19 protein-coding genes and 1 tRNA gene are annotated in these 19,505 nt (G+C 64.4%); 12 read left to right on the top strand and 8 right to left on the bottom strand.

Going from position 1 to position 19,505, the window contains the following annotated elements:
* Positions 1-60: 60 nt before the first annotated feature.
* Complete coding sequence (secA, locus tag IEW58_RS06565; protein WP_188644397.1) at positions 61-2,823, top strand: preprotein translocase subunit SecA; 2,763 nt, start codon at positions 61-63, stop codon at positions 2,821-2,823.
* Here secA and IEW58_RS06560 read toward each other — a convergent pair.
* Entirely contained in the window at positions 2,820-3,440 is a 621-nt protein-coding gene (locus tag IEW58_RS06560) for a GNAT family N-acetyltransferase (RefSeq protein ID WP_188644396.1), read from the bottom strand. The genes secA and IEW58_RS06560 overlap by 4 nt on opposite strands.
* A gap of 58 nt (positions 3,441-3,498) precedes the next feature.
* Between IEW58_RS06560 and IEW58_RS06555 the strand changes: the two genes are divergently transcribed.
* On the top strand, positions 3,499-4,239 hold the full coding sequence (locus IEW58_RS06555; RefSeq protein ID WP_188644395.1) for a sulfite exporter TauE/SafE family protein: 741 nt from the start codon (positions 3,499-3,501) through the stop codon (positions 4,237-4,239).
* On the opposite strand, the gene IEW58_RS06550 is transcribed toward IEW58_RS06555, so the two are convergent.
* On the bottom strand, positions 4,236-4,436 hold the full coding sequence (locus IEW58_RS06550; RefSeq protein WP_188644394.1) for a hypothetical protein: 201 nt from the start codon (positions 4,434-4,436) through the stop codon (positions 4,236-4,238). The two genes, IEW58_RS06555 and IEW58_RS06550, sit on opposite strands and share 4 nt — an antisense overlap.
* A 385-nt stretch (positions 4,437-4,821) precedes the next feature.
* On the opposite strand from IEW58_RS06550, the gene IEW58_RS06545 reads away from it, so the two are divergent.
* Entirely contained in the window at positions 4,822-5,058 is a 237-nt protein-coding gene (locus IEW58_RS06545; RefSeq protein ID WP_188644393.1) for a KTSC domain-containing protein, read from the top strand.
* 50 nt (positions 5,059-5,108) lie between these two features.
* Here the strand turns inward: IEW58_RS06545 and IEW58_RS06540 are convergent.
* Positions 5,109-5,183: transfer RNA gene (locus tag IEW58_RS06540), tRNA-Asn, on the bottom strand.
* Between the two features lie 85 nt (positions 5,184-5,268).
* On the bottom strand, positions 5,269-6,045 hold the full coding sequence (locus tag IEW58_RS06535) for an NAD kinase (RefSeq protein ID WP_188645696.1): 777 nt from the start codon (positions 6,043-6,045) through the stop codon (positions 5,269-5,271).
* A 139-nt stretch (positions 6,046-6,184) separates the two neighbouring features.
* On the opposite strand from IEW58_RS06535, the gene IEW58_RS06530 reads away from it, so the two are divergent.
* The 5 genes from IEW58_RS06530 to IEW58_RS06510 all read left to right on the top strand — a co-directional run bounded on the left by IEW58_RS06530 (position 6,185) and on the right by IEW58_RS06510 (position 12,743).
* Positions 6,185-7,549, top strand: a complete 1,365-nt coding sequence (locus IEW58_RS06530; protein WP_188644392.1) for a bifunctional diguanylate cyclase/phosphodiesterase — start codon at positions 6,185-6,187, stop codon at positions 7,547-7,549.
* Positions 7,550-7,565: 16 nt separating this feature from the next.
* The gene (gene recN / locus IEW58_RS06525) at positions 7,566-9,230 is read left to right on the top strand and encodes a DNA repair protein RecN (RefSeq protein ID WP_188644391.1); all 1,665 of its coding nucleotides are present in this window, start codon (positions 7,566-7,568) and stop codon (positions 9,228-9,230) included.
* A gap of 20 nt (positions 9,231-9,250) precedes the next feature.
* A complete protein-coding gene (locus IEW58_RS06520) occupies positions 9,251-10,129 on the top strand; it encodes an alpha/beta hydrolase family protein (protein ID WP_188644390.1) in 879 nt (292 codons plus the stop codon).
* Positions 10,126-12,192, top strand: coding sequence for an NAD-dependent DNA ligase LigA (gene ligA, locus IEW58_RS06515; RefSeq protein ID WP_188644389.1), 2,067 nt, complete (start codon positions 10,126-10,128; stop codon positions 12,190-12,192). Before IEW58_RS06520 ends, ligA begins: the two co-directional genes overlap by 4 nt.
* Positions 12,193-12,380: 188 nt before the next feature.
* Positions 12,381-12,743: a hypothetical protein gene (locus IEW58_RS06510; RefSeq protein ID WP_229658470.1), complete on the top strand. Its 363-nt coding sequence runs from the start codon at positions 12,381-12,383 to the stop codon at positions 12,741-12,743.
* Here IEW58_RS06510 and IEW58_RS06505 read toward each other — a convergent pair.
* Genes IEW58_RS06505 through IEW58_RS06495 form a run of 3 tightly spaced genes read right to left on the bottom strand, consistent with a single transcriptional unit; the run spans position 12,710 to position 15,234 of the window.
* Positions 12,710-13,642, bottom strand: a complete 933-nt coding sequence (locus IEW58_RS06505) for a 50S ribosomal protein L11 methyltransferase (protein ID WP_229658469.1) — start codon at positions 13,640-13,642, stop codon at positions 12,710-12,712. The two genes, IEW58_RS06510 and IEW58_RS06505, sit on opposite strands and share 34 nt — an antisense overlap.
* Positions 13,635-14,480: a subclass B3 metallo-beta-lactamase gene (gene bla / locus IEW58_RS06500; RefSeq protein WP_229658468.1), complete on the bottom strand. Its 846-nt coding sequence runs from the start codon at positions 14,478-14,480 to the stop codon at positions 13,635-13,637. The genes IEW58_RS06505 and bla overlap by 8 nt, the downstream gene beginning before the upstream one ends.
* 46 nt (positions 14,481-14,526) lie before the next feature.
* On the bottom strand, positions 14,527-15,234 hold the full coding sequence (locus IEW58_RS06495; RefSeq protein ID WP_188644385.1) for an SDR family NAD(P)-dependent oxidoreductase: 708 nt from the start codon (positions 15,232-15,234) through the stop codon (positions 14,527-14,529).
* 119 nt (positions 15,235-15,353) lie between these two features.
* Here IEW58_RS06495 and sdhC point away from each other — a divergent pair, with 119 nt between their 5' ends.
* From sdhC to IEW58_RS06475, 4 genes are read left to right on the top strand one after another with little or no spacing between them, the layout of a single operon-like run.
* Positions 15,354-15,734 (top strand): succinate dehydrogenase, cytochrome b556 subunit, encoded by a 381-nt coding sequence (gene sdhC, locus IEW58_RS06490; RefSeq protein WP_188644384.1) that lies wholly within the window; start codon positions 15,354-15,356, stop codon positions 15,732-15,734.
* An 8-nt stretch (positions 15,735-15,742) separates the two neighbouring features.
* Positions 15,743-16,162, top strand: coding sequence for a succinate dehydrogenase, hydrophobic membrane anchor protein (sdhD, locus tag IEW58_RS06485; protein ID WP_188644383.1), 420 nt, complete (start codon positions 15,743-15,745; stop codon positions 16,160-16,162).
* Positions 16,162-17,997: a succinate dehydrogenase flavoprotein subunit gene (gene sdhA, locus IEW58_RS06480; protein ID WP_188644382.1), complete on the top strand. Its 1,836-nt coding sequence runs from the start codon at positions 16,162-16,164 to the stop codon at positions 17,995-17,997. Before sdhD ends, sdhA begins: the two co-directional genes overlap by 1 nt.
* 10 nt (positions 17,998-18,007) lie before the next feature.
* Entirely contained in the window at positions 18,008-18,874 is an 867-nt protein-coding gene (locus IEW58_RS06475; protein ID WP_229658467.1) for a glycoside hydrolase, read from the top strand.
* Here the strand turns inward: IEW58_RS06475 and IEW58_RS06470 are convergent.
* Positions 18,871-19,422, bottom strand: coding sequence for a hypothetical protein (locus tag IEW58_RS06470; RefSeq protein WP_188644381.1), 552 nt, complete (start codon positions 19,420-19,422; stop codon positions 18,871-18,873). The two genes, IEW58_RS06475 and IEW58_RS06470, sit on opposite strands and share 4 nt — an antisense overlap.
* Positions 19,423-19,505 lie beyond the last annotated feature (83 nt).

Genomic DNA, 19,505 nt, shown 5'->3' with positions numbered 1-19,505 from the left:
ACCGGCCCCAAGCGCGCCGGTGGCGCCCTCGTTCACATCCTCTAGCCGTCAGGCCATTCCATGCTCCAGAACATTGCCAAGGCCGTTTTCGGGTCTTCCAACGACCGTTACGTCAAGTCGCTCGACAAAACCGTTCGCCAGATCAACGCGCTCGAACCCCAGATCGAGGCGCTTACGGATGCCGAACTGAGCGCGCAGACGCAGAAATTCCGCGACCAGCTTGCCGCTGGCAGCACACTCGACGACATTCTGCCTGAAGCGTTCGCGACGGTGCGCGAAGCTTCCAGGCGCGTGCTTGGGATGCGGCACTTCGACGTTCAGATGGTGGGCGGCATAGTGCTCCATCGCGGCGAGATCGCCGAAATGCGCACGGGCGAAGGCAAGACGCTGGTGGCGACGCTTGCCACTTATCTCAATGCGATCGAAGGCAAGGGCGTCCATGTCGTCACCGTCAACGACTATCTCGCCCGCCGCGACGCTGACTGGATGGGACGCATCCACAAGTTTCTCGGCCTGACCGTCGGCGTGATCGTGCCCAATCTCAACGAATTCGAGCGGCGCGAGGCGTACGGCTCGGACATCACCTACGGCACGAACAACGAGTTCGGCTTCGACTACCTGCGCGACAACATGAAGCACGAGCGCTCGCAAATGGTGCAGCGTCCGTTCAATTTCGCGATCGTCGACGAGGTGGATTCAATCCTGATCGACGAGGCCCGGACTCCGCTGATCATCTCGGGTCCGACCGAGGACAAGCAAGACCTCTACATCTCGATCGACGCGATCGTGAAATCGATCGACGAGAGCTATTACGAGGCGGACGAGAAAACCAAATCGATCTCTTGGACGGAAGACGGCGCCGAGAGGATCGAGGCGATGCTGGCCGACAGCGGCTTGCTCGTGACGCCCAACCTCTATGACGTGGAGAACACGCAAGTGGTCCACCACCTCGACCAGGCGCTGCGGGCGAACGTGATGTTCAAGCGCGACATCGACTACATCGTGAAGGACGAGAAGATCGTCATCATCGACGAGTTCACCGGCCGCATGATGGACGGACGTCGCTGGTCCAACGGCCTGCACCAGGCGGTCGAGGCCAAGGAAGGCGTGAAGATCGAGCCCGAGAACCAGACGATGGCCTCGATTACCTTCCAGAACTACTTCCGCATGTATCCCAAGCTCTCCGGCATGACCGGCACCGCGGCGACCGAAGCATCCGAGTTCTGGGACATCTACAAGATGAACGTCGTCGAGATTCCGACCAACAAGCCGGTCGCGCGGATCGACGAGGAAGACGAGTTCTACAAGAACACGCAGGACAAGTTCCAGGCCATCGCCAAAGCCATCGCGGAGAAATCGAAGCTCGGGCAGCCGGTGCTGGTGGGCACGGTCTCGATCGAAAAGAGCGAGCTGCTAAGCGAGTTTCTCGAGAAGGAAGGCGTCAAGCACTCCGTACTCAACGCGCGTTTCCACGAGATGGAGGCGCACATCGTCGCCCAGGCAGGCCGGCTTGGCGCGGTCACCATCGCGACGAACATGGCGGGCCGCGGCACGGATATCCAGCTCGGCGGCAACGTTGAATTCCGAACCGAGGACGAGCTCAGGGACATGCCCGAAGGGCCCGAACGGGATGCCGCGATCGAGCGCATCAAGGCCGAAGTCGCCGCCGAACGCCAGAAGGTGCTTGAAGCTGGCGGCCTGTTCGTGCTCGGCACCGAACGGCACGAAAGCCGGCGTATCGACAACCAGCTTCGCGGACGCGCGGGACGCCAGGGCGACCCGGGCCTGAGCCGGTTCTATCTCTGCCTCGAGGACGACCTGCTGCGCATCTTCGGCCCGGACACGCTGTTCGCGCGGATGATGAATTCCAACCTTCAGGACGGCGAGGCAATCGGCAGCAAGTGGCTGTCGAAGGCGATCGAGACAGCTCAAAAGAAGGTCGAGGCGCGCAACTACGATATCCGCAAGCAAGTCGTCGAATACGACGACGTGATGAACGACCAGCGGAAGGTGATTTACGAGCAGCGCGCAGACATCATGGATGCCGATGCCGTCGACGAGGTGGTCGCCGATATGCGTCACGACACCGTCAACACGCTGGTGGGCGAAGCATGTCCTCCGGGTTCGTACCCCGAACAGTGGGATGTCGCGGGGTTGAAGCAGCGGGCCATCGATATCTTGGGCGTCGATGCCCCGTTCGAGGCATGGGTCGAGGAAGACCATGTCGAACCCGAGATGCTCGAGGAGCGCCTTCGCGCGCTCACCGATGAGGTCATGGACCGCAAGGTCGCCGATACCGATCCCGAGATGTGGAAGCGGATCGAGAAGCAGATCCTGCTCGAGCGGCTCGACCACCACTGGAAGGAACACCTGTCCACTCTCGACGCGCTCAGGCAGGTGATCTTCCTGCGCGCCTATGCGCAGAAGCAGCCGATCAACGAGTACAAGCGCGAAGCGTTCATGCTGTTCGAGCGGATGCTCGAAACCCTGCGTGAGGACGTCACCTCGATCCTGATGCGCAGCGAGTTCCGCCTCCCGGCGCCGCAGGCACCGCTGTCGCTGCCGGACCTGCCGGACTTCCTCACCGGGCATATCGACCCGCTGATGGGCGTGGAAGATTCCGACGACGGCGATGGCTCGCGGGTTCGGGAAGCGTTGTTCGGCTCGCTTGCCGGTTCGCCGGTGGCGGAAGCGGGGCCGGGCGGAGTGGCTGACAACCCGTGGGCGGGTCAGGACATCAGCCGCAATTCCCCGTGCCCCTGCGGCTCGGGCAACAAGTACAAGCATTGCCACGGCGCGGTGGGAGCCAAGGCCGCGGTCTAGGGCAGTTTTCCTCCGGGCGCGCGTAGCATCGCTTCGAGCGGCGGCGCGCCCGGCATGACCTCGATCATTGCCACGCGCTCGAAGCCGCAAGAGCGGTAGAAACCACGGTTGGCCGGGTTCGAATTCTCCAGATATGCCGGCAGTCCCGCGCGGTCGCATGCATCAAGCACAGGCTGGATGAGCTTGCGTCCATGTCCCTTGCCCTGGGCATGAGGACGGAGTCCGATGGTGAACAGGTAGGCATGGTCGAAGGTCGGGCGGTGCCTGGCCATGGCTGCCACGGTTGCATCCGTCCGCCGCCTTGCACCCCAACTACTTTTGAAAATGACCGAAGCGTAGAGGCCCGGCAGCGCAGCCAGCGGCGGCTCGCTGTCTCCGCCGGGCAGCATCCACATCGCCGCCCCTGCATCGTCGAGGAGGTAGGAGAACCCGCGCGGTACATAGACATGCCGGGCGAGGGCGCCGAACACCCCGGCCATCCCCGAAAAGGAGCCGAACAGCCAGCGATTGAAAGGATCCTCACGAAAAGCGTCGGCGGTGATGGCGGCAATTGCGCCAGCGCCTGAAGGTCTGGCACGGGTGAGGCTATCGCCCAGTCTGATCGTCGCTGGATCCATCGCTTGCATCCCTCCTGGCGCTATGATGCCGCAAGCGCTGTGCTAGGGGAACCGGGTCGTGCCCGTGCTTGCCGCAGCCTTCGCGCTCACAGCGCTCCTTTACGCCTCGGTGGGCTTCGGCGGCGGCTCGACCTACAGCGCGTTGCTGGCGCTTTCTGGCTTCGATTACCGGTTGCTGCCGATACTTTCCCTTGCCTGCAACGTGGCAGTCGTGGCCGGAAGTTCGATTCGTTTCGCGCGCGCGCGGATCATCCCGTGGCGGAATGCAGCCACGCTCACCGCCATCGCCGCCCCGGCCGCCTTTCTGGGGGGGCTTACTCCGATCAAGGAGGCTGCATTCATGACTGTGCTCGGAGGGAGCCTGGTTCTCACCGGGGCGACGCTCCTCTTTCCGCAAACCTCCACTCGCGAGGGCGAGCCGACAGGCGGAGCGAGATGGATGACGCTGGCCGCGGCTCCAATCGGTTATCTGGCGGGTCTGGTCGGAATCGGCGGCGGCATCTTTCTCGCCCCTCTTCTCCACCTCACGCGGTGGAATAACGCCCGGGCGGTGGCGGCCACAGCCGCACTCTTCATCTTGGTGAATTCGCTGTTCGGCATTGCCGGTCAGCTTGTCAAAAGCGGACCCGATCGGATGGGGGAGGCGATCGCGCTGGGCTTGCCACTTCTGCTCGCGGTCGTCATCGGCGGACAGATCGGCAGCCTGCTGGCGGTCCGGTATCTCCCTCAGACCGCGATCAGGTGGCTCACCGCCGCGCTGACGATCTGGGTCGGCGCGCGCCTGCTGTTCGGAGCCTAGGCAAGCGGTCCTTCGCCGGCGTGCACCACTCTCGCCTGGCCGCTCAGCGGCCCGCCGGCGAGGCCGGGCGTATCCTCGATTACCGACCCGGAGCCTCTCTCGCCCGAGGTGAGCCCGCGGATCGCGCCGTCGACCTTGTCGCGGTTGTTCCCGTAGTACTTGTAGGCTGCGTAACCGAGCGCGCCCAGGGTAGCCATTCGAAGAAGCATGGAAACGGATCCTTGTGGTTAGAAATGTAGAACGGGGAGCGCTGTCAAAAGGTCCGCGCCGTCTCCCGGGCCAATCTCCGGCAGAGGTGAATGAAGGCGGCGCGCGTGGTAGATCACGTCGCCCAGTCTGCGGCGGTCCACGCGTTGGCCGCACACCGGACATACATGGAAATGCTCGACCTCCGGCAGGTCGTGTGTCGTCACCCGAAGCCGGTTCGCGGCCTCACGGCGCGCTCTCGAAAAGCTGGTCATGGGCGAGTCAACCTGAGGGTCAGGATGCAGTTCCGGAAGTGCCTCGATTCGTTCTGGCGCGAATCCGATTCGCTCTGCCGCTGGTCGCGGAACGCCGAGATTCCGCGGACGCTGGTGCATCATGCCAGTCCTTGAAATGAGAGCGTCGTCCGCAATCGAGCGAGTGGCCTACAATGCCCGCAAGCGCGAACTCAGCATCTGGTTCACTGGTCGGCGACGTTACATCTACGCAGATGTGCCGGCTGAAGTGTACCGCGAGCTGTGCGAAGCCCGCTCGGCAGGACAGTTCTTGAACTCGGCGGTGAAGGGGCGTTACGACTGCCGATGCGATCCACCGCGGCGGCGATACCTCGACTGACTGTCCGAAGAGCGGGGCAGTCGGCCGCTAGCGCCTTCAAGTGCGAAAAGTGGCTCCCCGAGTTGGATTCGAACCAACGACCAAGTGATTAACAGTCACCTACTCTACCGCTGAGCTATCGGGGAGCAGCCATCCGGCAGGAGCGCGCCTATATGGAGGGCCCTGCGGTTTGGCAAGCCCGACCTGATCGCGGTAGAAAGTCTGTCGAATTCATACTGCGAATTGTTCGGCGACGATGCGTTCGTCGAGCGCATGGCCGGGGTCGAACAACAAGGTGAGCTGGTTCTCGCGCGCGATCTCCAGGTGCACCTCCGCAATGTCGCGGAATTCCTTCTGGTCAGCGACGACGGAGACCGGGCGCTTGGCCGGCTCGTTGACCTTGAAACTGACCCGGCTGCGTTCGGGGAGCACCGCGCCTGACCAGCGCCGGGGCCGGAACGGACTGATCGGGGTAAGGGCCAGCAGTTGCGAATCAAGCGGGAGGATGGGGCCGTTGGCCGATAGATTGTACGCGGTCGAGCCGGCGGGAGTGGCCAGCAGCACTCCGTCGCAGACCAGTTCCTTGAGCCGGGTCTTCCCGTCCAGGACGATCTCGATCTTGGCCGTCTGGCGCGTTTCACGCAGAAGTGACACTTCGTTGATCGCGCAGGCGATATGTCGCTTTCCGTCCTGCTGGATGGCTTCCATTCGCAGGGGCGCGATCTGGAAATCACGCGCCTTGGCCAGCCGCTCGGCGAGTTTGGCCGGGTTGCGATAGCGGTTCATCAGGAAACCAACCGTGCCGCAATTCATCCCGTAGGCCGGGAGGACGGTGCCCCGATCCAGCATCCGGTGAAGGGTGTGGAGCATGAATCCGTCGCCGCCAAGCACCACGACTGCCGCTGCACGCTCGAGCGAGACGAAATCGAAATGTTCGCGCAGTTCTGCCGCCGCCGCCATCGCTCGGTCGGTACGCGACGCGAGAAGCGCGAGCCGCTTGACGTCGATCTCCCCGTTCACGCGCCCTCTTCCGCTATACCCCGCGTTTACCAGGGCCGTTCACCAACGCTAATTGCCGTCGTCCCATTTGGCAACGCGCGCTTTGGCAGGGGCGCTTGGCTGCGACAGAAGCGCTAGGGGGATAGCGATGGCCAGCATGCTCGACCTCCATGATTGCCGCCGCGACGCCCTGACCGGGTTGGTCAACGTCGATGCCGTGCGCAGGTGCCTGGACACCTGGCGCGGAGAGTCGACCGGCGGATCTCGCGCGGCCCCGGTCCATGCCTTGCTGATCGGTCTCGGGAGGTTCGATTCGGTCAACCTCGCTTACGGAGAAGCGACCGGAGACGGTGCGCTGATCGAAGTGGCGCGCCGCATACTCAACTTTGCAACGGACGAACTCGATCACGGCCAATGGCTTGCCGCCCGCCTCGGCGGAGGAAAGTTTGCTCTGATCGCTCGCGAGGCGATCAGCCGCGAACGGTGGCAGTGGCTCGGCGAAGCCCTCGGCGAAGCGCTTGCCGCACCGATCGCTGCTATCGACGGCGTCGGAACCGTCAGGCTGTGGCCGCGCGTCGCGCTTCTTCGCGTTCTTCCAGGGGAGCGTTCGGACCATGTGCTCGATCGCCTTGCAGGAGCGTTGGCCCAAGCTCACGACCGGCCCGGTGCGAGGATCGCCTGGGCAGGTCACTCCCGCGCCCCCATGGGGATGCGGGCGGCCGAGATCGAGGCGGATCTTCTCACCGCAATCGACTGCGGTGAAATCGAGATCGCGTTCCAGCCCCAGTATGATCTCCCAACCGACCGGGTCATCGGCGCCGAGGCTCTTGCGCGCTGGAATCATCCGAGGGTGGGCCAGATTGCGGCCGGTGCGCTGTTCGCGATCGCCGAGAGGGCCGAACACGTCGCACACCTGTCGCGCCATATTGCTGAGCGCTCTCTGGCGCTGGCGAAAGACTGGCCGTCCGATATGCGCCTCTCCATCAATGTTACGCCGGCCGATCTGGCGAGCGCAGGGTTTGCCCATGACTTCGCGCATATTGTCAGCGACAGCGGTTTTCCGGCCGAACGCTTGACCATCGAGCTTACCGAGCAGGTGCTGCTCGACGACCTCGAGCGTAGTGCCAGCATCCTGACTGCTCTCAAGAGCTTCGGCGTCCGGATCGCGCTCGACGATTTCGGCGGGGGCTTCTGTAATTTCCGCTATCTCAAGCTCCTCCCGCTGGACGCGCTGAAACTCGATCGATCCATGATCGAGGGCATCGAGGAGGATAGCCGCGATCTTGCAGTATTGCGCGCGATCGTCGCGCTGGCGCGAGCGTTGGAGCTGAGTGTCATCGCCGAAGGTATCGAAACCGCGGGACAGCGCGAAATCGCCGCGCGCGAGGGTTGCGACGTCTTCCAGGGCTTTCTGCGCTCCAGACCCGTGTCGCCCGACGCATTTCTCGAGCTGGCTCGTGCGCAAGCGGCGTGGGAAATGCGCGCTCGCCGCGTGACGCGCGCAGGGGGTTAAGCTAGAGAAAGCGCGAATGCTGACGCGCCTCACCATCCGCAACATCGTGCTGATAGAGGCACTGGACCTTGATTTTCGCGGAGGACTCGGAGTCCTCACCGGCGAGACGGGTGCCGGCAAGTCGATACTCCTCGATGCACTTGGCCTGGTGCTGGGCAATCGTGCCGAGAGCGGCCTGGTGCGCGCGGGCGCCGACCGGGCGAGCGTCGCAGCAACATTCGAATTTGCCGCCCTGCCGCCAGCGATATCGGAAACGCTCAGCGATGCTGATATTGTCATCGAAGCCGGCGAACCGCTCATATTGCGGCGTACCTTGAAAGCTGACGGCGGCAGCAAGGCGTTCGTGAACGACCAGGCGGTCGGCGTCGCGCTGTTGCGGGAGATGGCACCGGCGCTGGTCGAACTGCACGGTCAGCATGACGACCGCGGGCTCGTCAATCCGCGCGGGCATCGCGCACTGCTCGACCGGTTTGCTCAGAGCGATCCGGCCAGCGTAACTGCCGCTTGGGCGGAATGGCGCGCAGCGGAAGAGCGTCTCGCCGCTGCGCGGACTCAGGTGGAAACCGCCCAGGCGGACCAGGACCTGCTCCTGGCGCACTTGGCGGAGCTATCCGCGATCGAGCCGCAGGCCGGAGAAGAAGCACGGCTCGCCGAAGCGCGCGCAGCCATGCAGAAGGGAGAGCGGCTTTCCGGCGATCTCGAACTGCTACGGCAACTTTGGGAGGGGTCCGATTCCCCCCTCGCTGCCTTGCGGGTGGCAGCCCGACGGCTCGATCGGATTGCCGCCGAGCACCCGCTTCTAGCCGATGCACTGGGCGCGCTTGACCGCGCGGTGATCGAGGCGAGCGAGGCCGAAGACAAACTTTCGGCGGCAGCCAGCGCGTTGGTCCACGACCCGTTGGCGCTGGAGCGCGCGGAGACGCGTCTGTTTGATTTGCGTGCGATTGCGCGCAAGCATCGCTGCGAGGTTGACCATCTGCCCGACAAGATGCGCGAATTGCGGGCGCAACTCGACGCGATCGAGGGCGGGGAAGCCGAACTCGACGTGCTGTCGGCCGCTGCCAGGAAAGCCGGTGAAACTTATAGCGCGCGCGCGCGGGCGCTTCACGAGGCGCGCATCACCGCCGCCGACAGGCTCGACAGCGCCGTGGCGGGAGAACTGGCGCCCCTGAAGCTCGACGCCGCCCGCTTCCGCACGGCCGTTACTGAACTTCCCGAGGAGCGCTGGGGACCCTTCGGGATCGACATGGTGGAGTTTCTCATCGCTACCAACCCCGGCGCGGACTTCGCGCCGCTCAACAAGATCGCGAGCGGCGGCGAGCTGAGCCGCTTCATTCTTGCTCTGAAGGTCGCGCTGGCCGAAAGAGGCGGAGCGGCCGCCATGATTTTCGATGAAATCGACCGCGGCGTCGGCGGAGCGGTCGCCAGCGCCATCGGTGAGCGCCTGTCGCGTCTGGCGGAAGGCGGACAAGTCCTCGTCGTTACCCACTCACCGCAAGTGGCCGCGCGGGGACGGACGCATTTCGTCATTCACAAGACGAGCGAAGGAACCGTGACCCGCACCTCCGTAACGCTTCTCGATGCCGCGGCCCGGCAGGAGGAAATCGCACGGATGCTCTCCGGTGCGGAAGTCACGCCGGAGGCGCGAGCCCAGGCCGACCGGCTGCTGGAGGGGGTGTGAGTGCGTCTTCGCGAATTATCGTGGCGACCGCTGCATTGCTGCTGCTGGCAGGTTGCGCGATGAGCGAACAGCGCCAGACGCCTGCGGCACCGCTCGGCATGTATGGCACCGATGCGTATCTTGCGCCGTCAAAGCCTGACGCGATCCTGCGCTACGCAGCGCACGCGCGAGCGGTCGCCGATCTGCGGGTTCCGACCGGGCAGGGGCCATTCCCGCTCGCTGTGCTTTTCCACGGCGGGTGCTGGAAAACGGGCATCGCGGATCGCAGCTACATGGCACCGCTTGCGACGCGCTGGCAGCAAGAGGGCATCGCCACGCTCAACGTAGATTACCGCGAGGTCGGCGATGGCGGAGGCTGGCCAGGCAGTTTCGCGGATTGGCACGCGATCGGGCACCTCGTGCAGAATCTCCGCAACGATCAACGATTCGATATGACCAGGCTGACATTTGTCGGTCATTCCGCCGGCGCCTTGCCCGCGCAATGGCTGGCGAGCGGGCAGGGTCCGGACGGGCCGATTGGCAAGCGGGAGCCGGTTACTGGAGCGGACGCGATTGTTTTCGATGGCCCTGCCGACCTCGCTCGCGACCAGCAGCCGTTCGATGCCTTGTGCGAGTTTGCTGCCGTAACCCCTTTCATGGGCGGGACAGTGGATGAGGTCCCGGAACGGTATGCCGCGATCTCTCCCGTGAGGCACTCTTCCGGTCTGGGCGAGGTGCTGTTTGTCCAGGCCAGGCTCCCGGCGCCGGGGGCAGAAGGATTGGCAGCGCTGCGTCAGGCGGGTGTGCAAGTGGACGTGATCGAGAACCCGGGCGCGAGCCATTTCGACGTCATCACCCCGGGCGCCCCTGCTTACCTGGAACTGGAGCCCACCATCCTCGCCAGGTTGCGTCGCCGATGATCCCTTCCGTCTCCGAGGCCGAGGCGGCGAATGAACTCATGCGGCTCGCCAAGGCGATCGCGCGGCATAACCGGCTATATCATGCCGAGGACGCGCCGGAGATCTCCGATGCCGAGTACGACGCGTTGGTTCGGCGCAATGCGGAACTCGAAGCGGCATTCCCTCACCTCGTGCGTGCCGATTCCCCTTCGCGCGGGGTAGGGCACGAAGTCGCCGCGTCGCCCCTGAGCAAGGTGCGCCATGAAGTGCGCATGATGAGCCTCGACAACGCGTTCTCGGACGCCGAGGTCGAGGAGTTCGTCGCCCGTATCCGCCGCTTTCTCGCCTTGCCCGGCGATGCGCCGATTGCCTTCACGGCCGAGGACAAGATCGACGGATTGTCCTGCTCGCTGCGGTACGAGGGTGGCGTCCTCGTGCGCGCGGCCACGCGAGGTGACGGCGAGGTCGGCGAAGACGTGACAGCCAATGTCGCGCACATCCCGGATATCCCGCAGAAGCTGCGCGGACAGGTCCCGGCCGTTTTCGAGGTCCGCGGCGAAGTGTACATGGCAAAGGATGACTTTGCTGCGCTGAATGTTGCGCAGCATGAAGCCGGCGGAAAGATTTTCGCGACTCCGCGCAATGCCGCGGCGGGTTCGCTGAGGCAAAAGGACGCCGGTATCACCGCGCAGCGCCGGCTGCGCTTCTGGGCGCACGGCTGGGGAGCCACTTCGGATCTCCCGGAGCCCGGGCAATTCGCCATGGTCAAGCGAATGGAAAGCTGGGGCCTGCCGGTCAGCCCGGATCTGGTGCTCTGCCGATCGGTGGCGGAAATGCTGGGGCACTATCGCGACATTGGAAGGCGGAGAGCCAGTCTCCCGTACGATATCGACGGGGTGGTCTACAAGGTCGACGATCTCGCCCTCCAGCGCCGGCTCGGTGCGGTGGGTAAGGCTCCCCGTTGGGCGCTGGCGCACAAATTTCCGGCCGAGCAGGCCGAGACGACGCTTGAGAAAATCGACATCCAGGTCGGAAGGACCGGCAAGCTGACGCCGGTCGGACGACTCTCCCCAGTCCTCGTCGGCGGCGTGACGGTCGTCAATGTCACCCTTCACAACCGCGATGAGATCGCTCGTCTTGGCCTGCGTGAAGGCGACCGGATCGTCGTTCAACGGGCCGGTGATGTTATACCCCAGGTGGTCGAGAACCTCACGCGGGACGAGCGGCGCCCCGCCTTCGAGTTTCCCGGTCACTGCCCGGTGTGCGGCAGCGAAGCGGTGGCCGAGGAAGGGGAAGTGGATGTCCGCTGCACCGGCGGCCTCGTTTGCAAGGCACAGCAGTTCGAGCGGCTGCGCCACTTCGTCAGCCGCGGCGCGCTCGATATCGAGGGCCTGGGTGAAAAGACCATCGCCGAGTTCATGGAGCTTGGCTGGCTCGATAAGGGGCCACCGGATATCTTCCGTCTGAAGCTCCACCGGTCAGACTTGATCGGCCGCGATGGCTGGCAGGAGAGATCGGTCGACAACCTCCTGGCAGCGATCGAGTCCAAGCGGTCGCCCGATGCAGCGCGGCTGCTGTTCGGCCTGGGCATTCGCCACGTAGGCGCGGTGACGGCTCGCGACCTGATGAAGCGTTTTCACGAGCTTCCGGTGCTGCGCTCGACCGCTCAGGATGCTGCCCGCGGCGATCCGGCCGCGTTGGGCGAACTGACTTCCATCGAAGGCGTGGGGCCGGCGGTTGTCGAGGCGTTGGGCGACTTCTTCCACGAAGAGCACAACCGCGCGGTCTGGGATGACCTCCTCCAGGAAGTCGCTCCGCCGCGCTATGAGGTGCAAACGCTCGAGAGTGCAGTCAGCGGCAAGACCGTGGTGTTCACCGGCAAGCTGGAGACGATCAGCAGGGACGAGGCCAAGGCACAGGCGGAGCGGCTTGGCGCCAAGGCAGCCGGTTCGGTCAGCGCGAAGACCGATCTGATCGTCGCGGGCCCCGGCGCTGGCAGCAAGCTCAAGAAGGCTGCAGAACTGGGCATCGAAGTCATCGATGAGGCTGCCTGGGCCGAGATTGTCGCCAGCGTCGGGCAATAGGCGGAACCAGGGCCGAATGACGGCGCTTTGTGCTCATGCCACGCGCGCTCAAGGTCTTCCGCACTTCCGCCGGGTTTCACGATGCGTACGTGGCCGCGTCCAGCCGGAAGGCAGCCCTGGAAGCGTGGGGAGCGGATGTCGATCTGTTTGCACGCGGCGTCGCCGAACAGGTTACCGATAAGGAACTGATGGCCGAGCCGCTCAAGCGCCCCGGCGAGGTCATTATGAAATCGCGTGGCGGCCTCGCCGACCAACTGAAGGCCTTGGGGCCGCGCAGGAAGCCTACGGCGATGGCCGGCAAAGAAAAGCCCAAGCCGAAGAAGGGCAAGCCCCCCAAGCGCAGCCGTCTCGATGCCGCCGATGCCGCGCTGGCCGATGCCGAGAAGCGTCAGGCAGCGGAGCGCGCTGAACTTGAGAAGCAACGGGACGCGATCGAGCGCAAGCTTTCGTCGCTTCGGACGAAACACGAAAAGGAAGTTCGGCGGCTGAAAGAGCGGCGCGATACCGCGCGGGATGCTTACAGGGACGCGCTCGACCGCTGGAGCGAGTAGTTTCGCCTGCGACGCAGCCACAAGATCGACCAGTCGCCATTCACGAGGCGACCCGCGAGCCGGAAGCCGGCTCTGAGATAGGCGGAACGAACCGCACCTTCCTGGGTGGTCAGGAGACCTGCGAGCAGCAGGCTTCCTCCCGGGATTACCGAGCGCCGGAAGTCGGGCGCGAGCTCTTCCAGCGGACCGGCGAGGATGTTGGCGATCAGCAAGTCATACGGGCCGCGCGCCTGGAGCAGGGGGTCTGCCATGCCGTCCGCAACGACCATCGTCACTTCCCCTTGTCGCGAGCCGAGAGTCACAGAATTGGCGACCGCGTTGGCTTCGACGACCGCCGTGCAGACAGGATCGATGTCGCTCGCGGTGGCTAGCGCACGGGGCCACAGCGCGAGAGCGGCGAACGCGAGAAGCCCCGTCCCGGTGCCGATGTCGGCCACGTTCCGGACGAGGGTGCCGCGCCGCTTCATTTCCGCGAGCATGGCCAGGCAACCGGCGGTGGTGGCGTGATGTCCGGTTCCGAACGCCTGGCTAGCGGGGATCACGAAATCCAGGGTGCCCGGCTCTTTCGGGAATTCCGGCGTGCGCACGCGAAACGGTCCCGCCTTTATCGGTTCCAGCCCGGCCTGGCTGAGAGTCACCCAGTCCTCGTTCTCCAGACGCGAGACCCGGAACGCCGGCGAGCCACCGTGGAACAATGCCGCAACCCGCTTGCGGTCGGATGCGCTGGGTTCGTGCGCCAGATATACTTCCACGAACCAATCGTCGGGACGGTCATCGGCGACTTCCATGCCGGTGAGCACCCAGTCATCGGGCCAGTCGACAGCGTCCTCGTGCGCCAGCAAGGCAGCGCGCGCAACCTCCCTGGACACTTCCGCACGGATGGTCCAGCAGTCAGCCACCGGTGGTCTCGTCTGCCAGGCGTTTATCGAGCGTTGAACCGACCCGCGCGGCATACTCGCGGCAGCCCGCGGGATTGGATATTGCGCGGTGACCCAGCAAACGCCCCCGCATGTCCGCGGCGCTGGGGTGCGGGGCGAGCACGATGTCACAGGGTGCAGCTGCAATCCGGGCTATCCCTCTGCGGAATCCGGCGAGATACGCAGGGTGATCCGAAAAGCGGTAACCATCCGCCGAAATCGCGCTGAGGCTATCGGCATAGACGATCTGCTTGCAGGTCGTGCCCTCGCAGCTCGGCCATGTCCAACTGGTCGCCCCGGGAGTGTGGCCCGGAGTTATTATCGGCTGGAACCTTCGCGATGCGAGCATGGGCATCTCAAAGGCCACGTCATGGATGGGCCCCGACACCGGCGGGAAAGCGGGATGTCCGGAAGCGGCCTGCGGGTCGCTTCCTCCGGGAAGCCCGGTGCGAAGGACGGCGGCCGCCTCTGGCGAGGCAAATACAGGTGCGCCCGTCGCCGCCTGCAGGCGGGCCATTCCACCAACGTGGTCGAAGTGCTCGTGGCTCATCAGCAGAGCCTTCACGTCGCGCGGATCGAACCCGAGCGAGCGGATATTGGCTAGGACGATCTCGGCGCCCTTTTCGGTGCCGCTGTCGATTAGGACATGACCTTTTCGGCTCGTGACCAGGAGAGCCGTGATACCGCAAGTTCCAACATAATAGGTATCGCCGTACACCCGGAATGGAGGGCCGGGCTTGTCCCACTCGTCGAACTCGTCACAGGCCTGCGCCCATGCCCGTTGCCCCGGTGCGGCATCCGCCAGCTGCGGAGCAGGCACAGTCGCGCAGCCTCCGAGCAAAGCCAGAACTGCGAAAAGACGAATCCTAGCGAACATAGCTCGCGCCGTTTGCGTCGAGCGTGGCGCCAGTCATGCTCGGCGGTGCATCTAGCGCGCAGAACACGATCATGGTGGCAATTTCGTCGGGCGTCGCTACCCGGCCCAGCGGGATATCAGCGAGCAGGCCGGGCCCGCCACGGCTTGCGAGGTAGTCTTCTGCCATCCCGGTGTCAGTGAACCCGGGCGCGATGGCGTAACTCAGGATCCCCTGCGCAGCGTAGCCCCGCGCGATCGTCTTGTGCAGGGCCAGCATTCCGCCTTTCGCGGCCGCGTAGTGCCAGTGCGCCGGCGAATCGCCGCGGTGTCCGGCGCGGCTAGCAACGTGCACGACCCGTCCTTCGGCGCCCCGCTCCTGCCAGTGGCGGATGGCGAACCTGCTGAGCTGGGCGGCGGCGGTCAGGTTGATCCGCAGCGTGTCCTCCCAGGCATCGAGCCAGCCTATGTCGGAGCCTTCGACCGGGTTAGGAGAGAACAGCCCCGCGTTGTTGACGAGCACATCGATCGAGCCACCGGCCGCTTCCAGAGCTTGCTCCCACAGTATCTGCGGAGCCTGGGGTTCGGTGAAATCGGCTCCGAGGACACCGGGCGCCGAACGGGTTGCCTGGCCAATAACTTGCGCGCCGCGTGCCTGGAGCGCGGCTAGGGCGGCCGCGCCGATGCCGCGCGAAGCGCCGGTCAGGAGAATAGTCGTCATTCGGCGCGCTATTCATCACTCGTCGCACCAACACAACACGCGTGAAGTCGAAGCGGCCCGCTTGCGCGCCGGGAGCAAGGCGTTAAGGGGAAGGCGCACTTTTCAACCGGGACCTGTCGATGGCCAACCGCCCGATTTCACCGCACTTGCAGATCTGGAAATGGGGGCCGCATATGGCGGTCTCGATACTTCACCGGATCACCGGCCAGGGAATGGCTTTCGTCGGTCTCCCGGTACTGCTCTGGTGGCTCGGCGCACTGGCGAGCGGCGCCGATGCCTACGGGACGTTCCAGGCGGTGGCGGGGCATCCGTTGGGGATGGTGGTGCTGGTTGGCCTGAGCTGGGCTTTCTTCACTCACCTGTGCTCGGGGCTGCGTCACCTCGTGCTCGACATGGGCGCCAACTATGAGCTCGGCAACAACAAGATTGGCTCGATGGTGTCGATGATCGGCGGAATACTGCTGACCGTCGTCTTCTGGGCTTTCATCCTTCTTCGCTAGGACAAAGCATGAGCAAAGATCCGACAATCGAACGCTATGTTCCCAAGGGGACGCCGATCGGGCGGGTGCGCGGCCTCGGCTCGGCGCGCCACGGCGCCCATGACTGGGTCCTCATGCGCTACACCTCGGTCGCGAGCCTCGTGCTCGGCGCGTTCCTGGTGTTTTCGCTCGCGTTTCTGGACGATTATTCGTTCGCCACCATGCGCGCGTGGGCGGCTCAGCCACTTGTCGCCACCGGTCTGGCGTTGATGGTCATCACGTTCTTCTGGCATTCGCGCATGGGAGTCGCCGAGATGATCGGCGACTACGTTCATGAGGATGGCAACAAGTTCGGCGCGATGATGGCGCTGTCGCTCGCTGTTATCGCGGGGATCGCGTTCGGCCTGTTCTGCATCGCGCGCATTGCGTTTTCCGGAGGTGCCGCCTGATGGCGACGCAGAATACCCAGACTTCCGGCACGCAGCCGGCATACAAGATCATCGACCATACGTATGACGTCGTCGTCGTCGGCGCAGGCGGCTCTGGCCTGCGTGCGACGATGGGCGCCGCCGAAGCCGGCTTGCGCACCGCGTGCATCACCAAGGTGTTCCCGACCCGCAGCCATACGGTCGCTGCACAGGGCGGTATCGCCGCAAGCCTCGGCAACAATACGCCGGATCACTGGCAGTGGCACATGTACGATACCGTCAAGGGATCGGACTGGCTCGGGGACCAGGATGCAATCGAGTACATGGTGCGCGAAGCGCCCCAGGCGGTCTATGAACTCGAGCACGCCGGCGTTCCATTCAGCCGCAACGATGATGGGACGATCTACCAGCGCCCCTTCGGCGGCCATATGCAGAACATGGGCGAAGGTCCGCCAGTGCAACGCACTTGCGCAGCCGCTGACCGCACCGGCCACGCGATGCTTCACGCGCTCTACCAGCAGAGCCTGAAGTATGATGCGGACTTCTTCATCGAGTATTTCGCGATCGATCTCATCATGCAGGACGGCGCTTGCCGCGGCGTGATCGCGCTGTGCATGGACGACGGTTCGATCCATCGCTTCCGGGCGAAATCGGTGGTGCTGGCGACCGGCGGTTACGGGCGCTGCTACTACACCGCGACAAGCGCGCACACCTGCACTGGCGACGGTGGCGGCATGGTGCTGCGCGCCGGGCTGCCGCTGCAGGACATGGAGTTCGTGCAGTTCCACCCGACCGGCATCTACGGCGCGGGCGTTCTGATTACCGAAGGCGCGCGCGGCGAGGGCGGTTACCTCACGAATTCCGAAGGCGAGCGTTTCATGGAGCGCTACGCCCCCAGCGCGAAGGACCTCGCGAGCCGCGACGTTGTCAGCCGTTCGATGGCGCTGGAAATCCGCGAGGGACGCGGCGTGGGTCCGAACAAGGACCATATCTACCTGCACCTGGATCACATCGATCCCAAGATCCTTGCCGAGCGGCTTCCGGGCATCACCGAAAGCGGCAAGATTTTCGCCGGCGTGGATCTGACCCGCCAGCCGCTGCCGGTGGTACCGACCGTGCACTACAACATGGGCGGCATCCCGACGAACTATCACGGCGAAGTCGTGACCATCGGGCCGGACGGCAATCCTGAAACGGTGGTTCCCGGGCTCTTCGCGGTGGGCGAGGCCGCATGCGTCTCGGTACACGGCGCCAACCGTCTTGGCTCGAACTCGCTGATCGATCTCGTGGTGTTCGGCCGGGCGACCGGTCATCGTCTGCGCGACACGATCAAGCCGGGCACTTCGCATGAGGAGTTGCCCAAGGACAGTGCGGAGCTCGCGCTGTCGCGGCTCGATCACTTCCGCCACGCCAAGGGAAGTCAGCCGACCGCGGCGATCCGCAAGGCGATGCAGCAGTCGATGAGCAAGCATGCCGCGGTGTTCCGGACCGAGGAGCTCATGAAGGAAGGCGTGGAGCAGATCGGCGGGATTTACCGTTCAATGGAAGACATCTCGGTGACTGACCGCTCGCTCATCTGGAACAGCGACCTGATCGAGACGCTTGAGCTCGACAACCTCATTTCGCAGGCAAGCGTGACCATCGCGAGCGCGGCAAACCGCCAGGAAAGCCGCGGCGCCCATGCCAACGAGGATTTCCCAGAACGCGACGATGCCAACTGGATGAAGCACACGGTGGCCTGGTTCGATGGCTGGGGCGGCAAGGGCGGTACGACCCGCCTCGATTACCGTCCGGTGCACGAATACACCCTCACTGACGACGTGCAGTATATCAAGCCTAAGAAGCGGGTTTACTGACCGGCGCTTGGTGCCGAAGGCGCTCAAAACCATCATCGTGGCGGTGGCTGCGGCGAGCATTGCCGCGTGCCAAACGGTGCCGGGTAACGGCTTGTCGGCGGAACGCTTCTACTCGCAGCGCGCGGATGCGAGCGGAATCCCGGTTGTCGGATCGGCCAAGGTGCCGGCGCAGGCGTTGGAAATCGCCGCCCGCGTGATCGATGACATGTTGTCGCGGCGGCCGGACCTCGGGCGCTGGCTGGCGCTCAATGGCTACCGCGTCGCCATCATGGCCGAGAGCGAGTCGACTACCGACCTGCCGGAGCAGGCACACTGGACCCGCCCCGATCGCTCTGATCCCCGTCTGACCCGGTGTGAGAGAAAGCATTACGACGAGCGCATCGGTGCAATGACGGACCGCCAATACTGGAATGCCCGCGCGCGGGGAATGGCAGGACCGCTCACCAGCGGGGCGGCGGAAGACCTGCTCGGGCTACCCTCCAGCCGGTATTACGGCGAGACGATCTTTGTTCACGAGTTCAGCCACGATATCCTTGCCGCGATCAGAGCGGTCGATCCCGGCCTTTCAAAGCGGATCGATGAATCCTACGCTCGGGCGGTCGCGTCCGGGCTTTGGAAAAACGAATACGCTTCCACGAGCGTTGACGAGTACTGGGCCGAGGGAACGCAGTTCTGGTTCAATTCAAATAAGCTCGCCGCCTTCGACGGGCGCCGGATCGTGAATGACGATGATCTCGCGTTGTACGATCCATCTCTCGCGAGTGTGCTGAGAGAAGTTTACGGTGACCGGCACCGGCTTGCCGGCGATCCGTTCTGGATGTCGCCGGCTAGGGCACCGCCCGGGCCGCTCCCGCTTAACACCGCCGAGGTGTGCTAACTCTCCAAGGTCTGCCTCGCGGCGCGGGCGAACAGGCGTGAGGATCCGAGCCACAGCCAGGCGAAGAACAAGTCGATCACTGCAGTGAAATGCCCATCCAGCAGATGCATCGCGCTGAATGACAATTGGACCACGGCCATCACCACCATCCCGCGGGAGAGTGCCTGCGCTTTTCCTCGGGTGACCGTCGATACCGACAGGGCGAACACTACCATGGCGATGTAGGTCCAGTTTGCCGGATTGTTCTCGCTGCCGATGATGCCGACTGCGAGTGTGATCCACAGTTGCAGGAAGGCGCAAGCCACGGCCATGAGTACCGCCGCACGGTAAGATATGTTGCGACTCGCCCGAGCCGCCAGTTCCAGGAGCCCGCCCACGAGGGCGAACACGAGCGCGGCGAAGACGAAATCACTGGCGGTCCAGTCCACTCCGGTGTTGGGGAACTGCATCGCTATCGCGGGCGCAATCAGGAGCATAATGGCCAGCGACCAGCCGGCAATTCTCAGGACACGCGTCGAGCGCTCGCTCATCATGACATTTTGGTTCATCGGACTCACTCCCATCGATGCAGGAGGGTCTTCATTCACCCGCGCCGGGTGAGCGTCATGAGGTGGGAATGATCTTTGGCTGA

The organism is Tsuneonella deserti (assembly GCF_014644315.1).
GTDB lineage: Bacteria > Pseudomonadota > Alphaproteobacteria > Sphingomonadales > Sphingomonadaceae > Tsuneonella > Tsuneonella deserti.
Note: the sequence above shows the minus strand (reverse complement) of the source record. Positions and strands in the feature narration are given on the sequence as shown.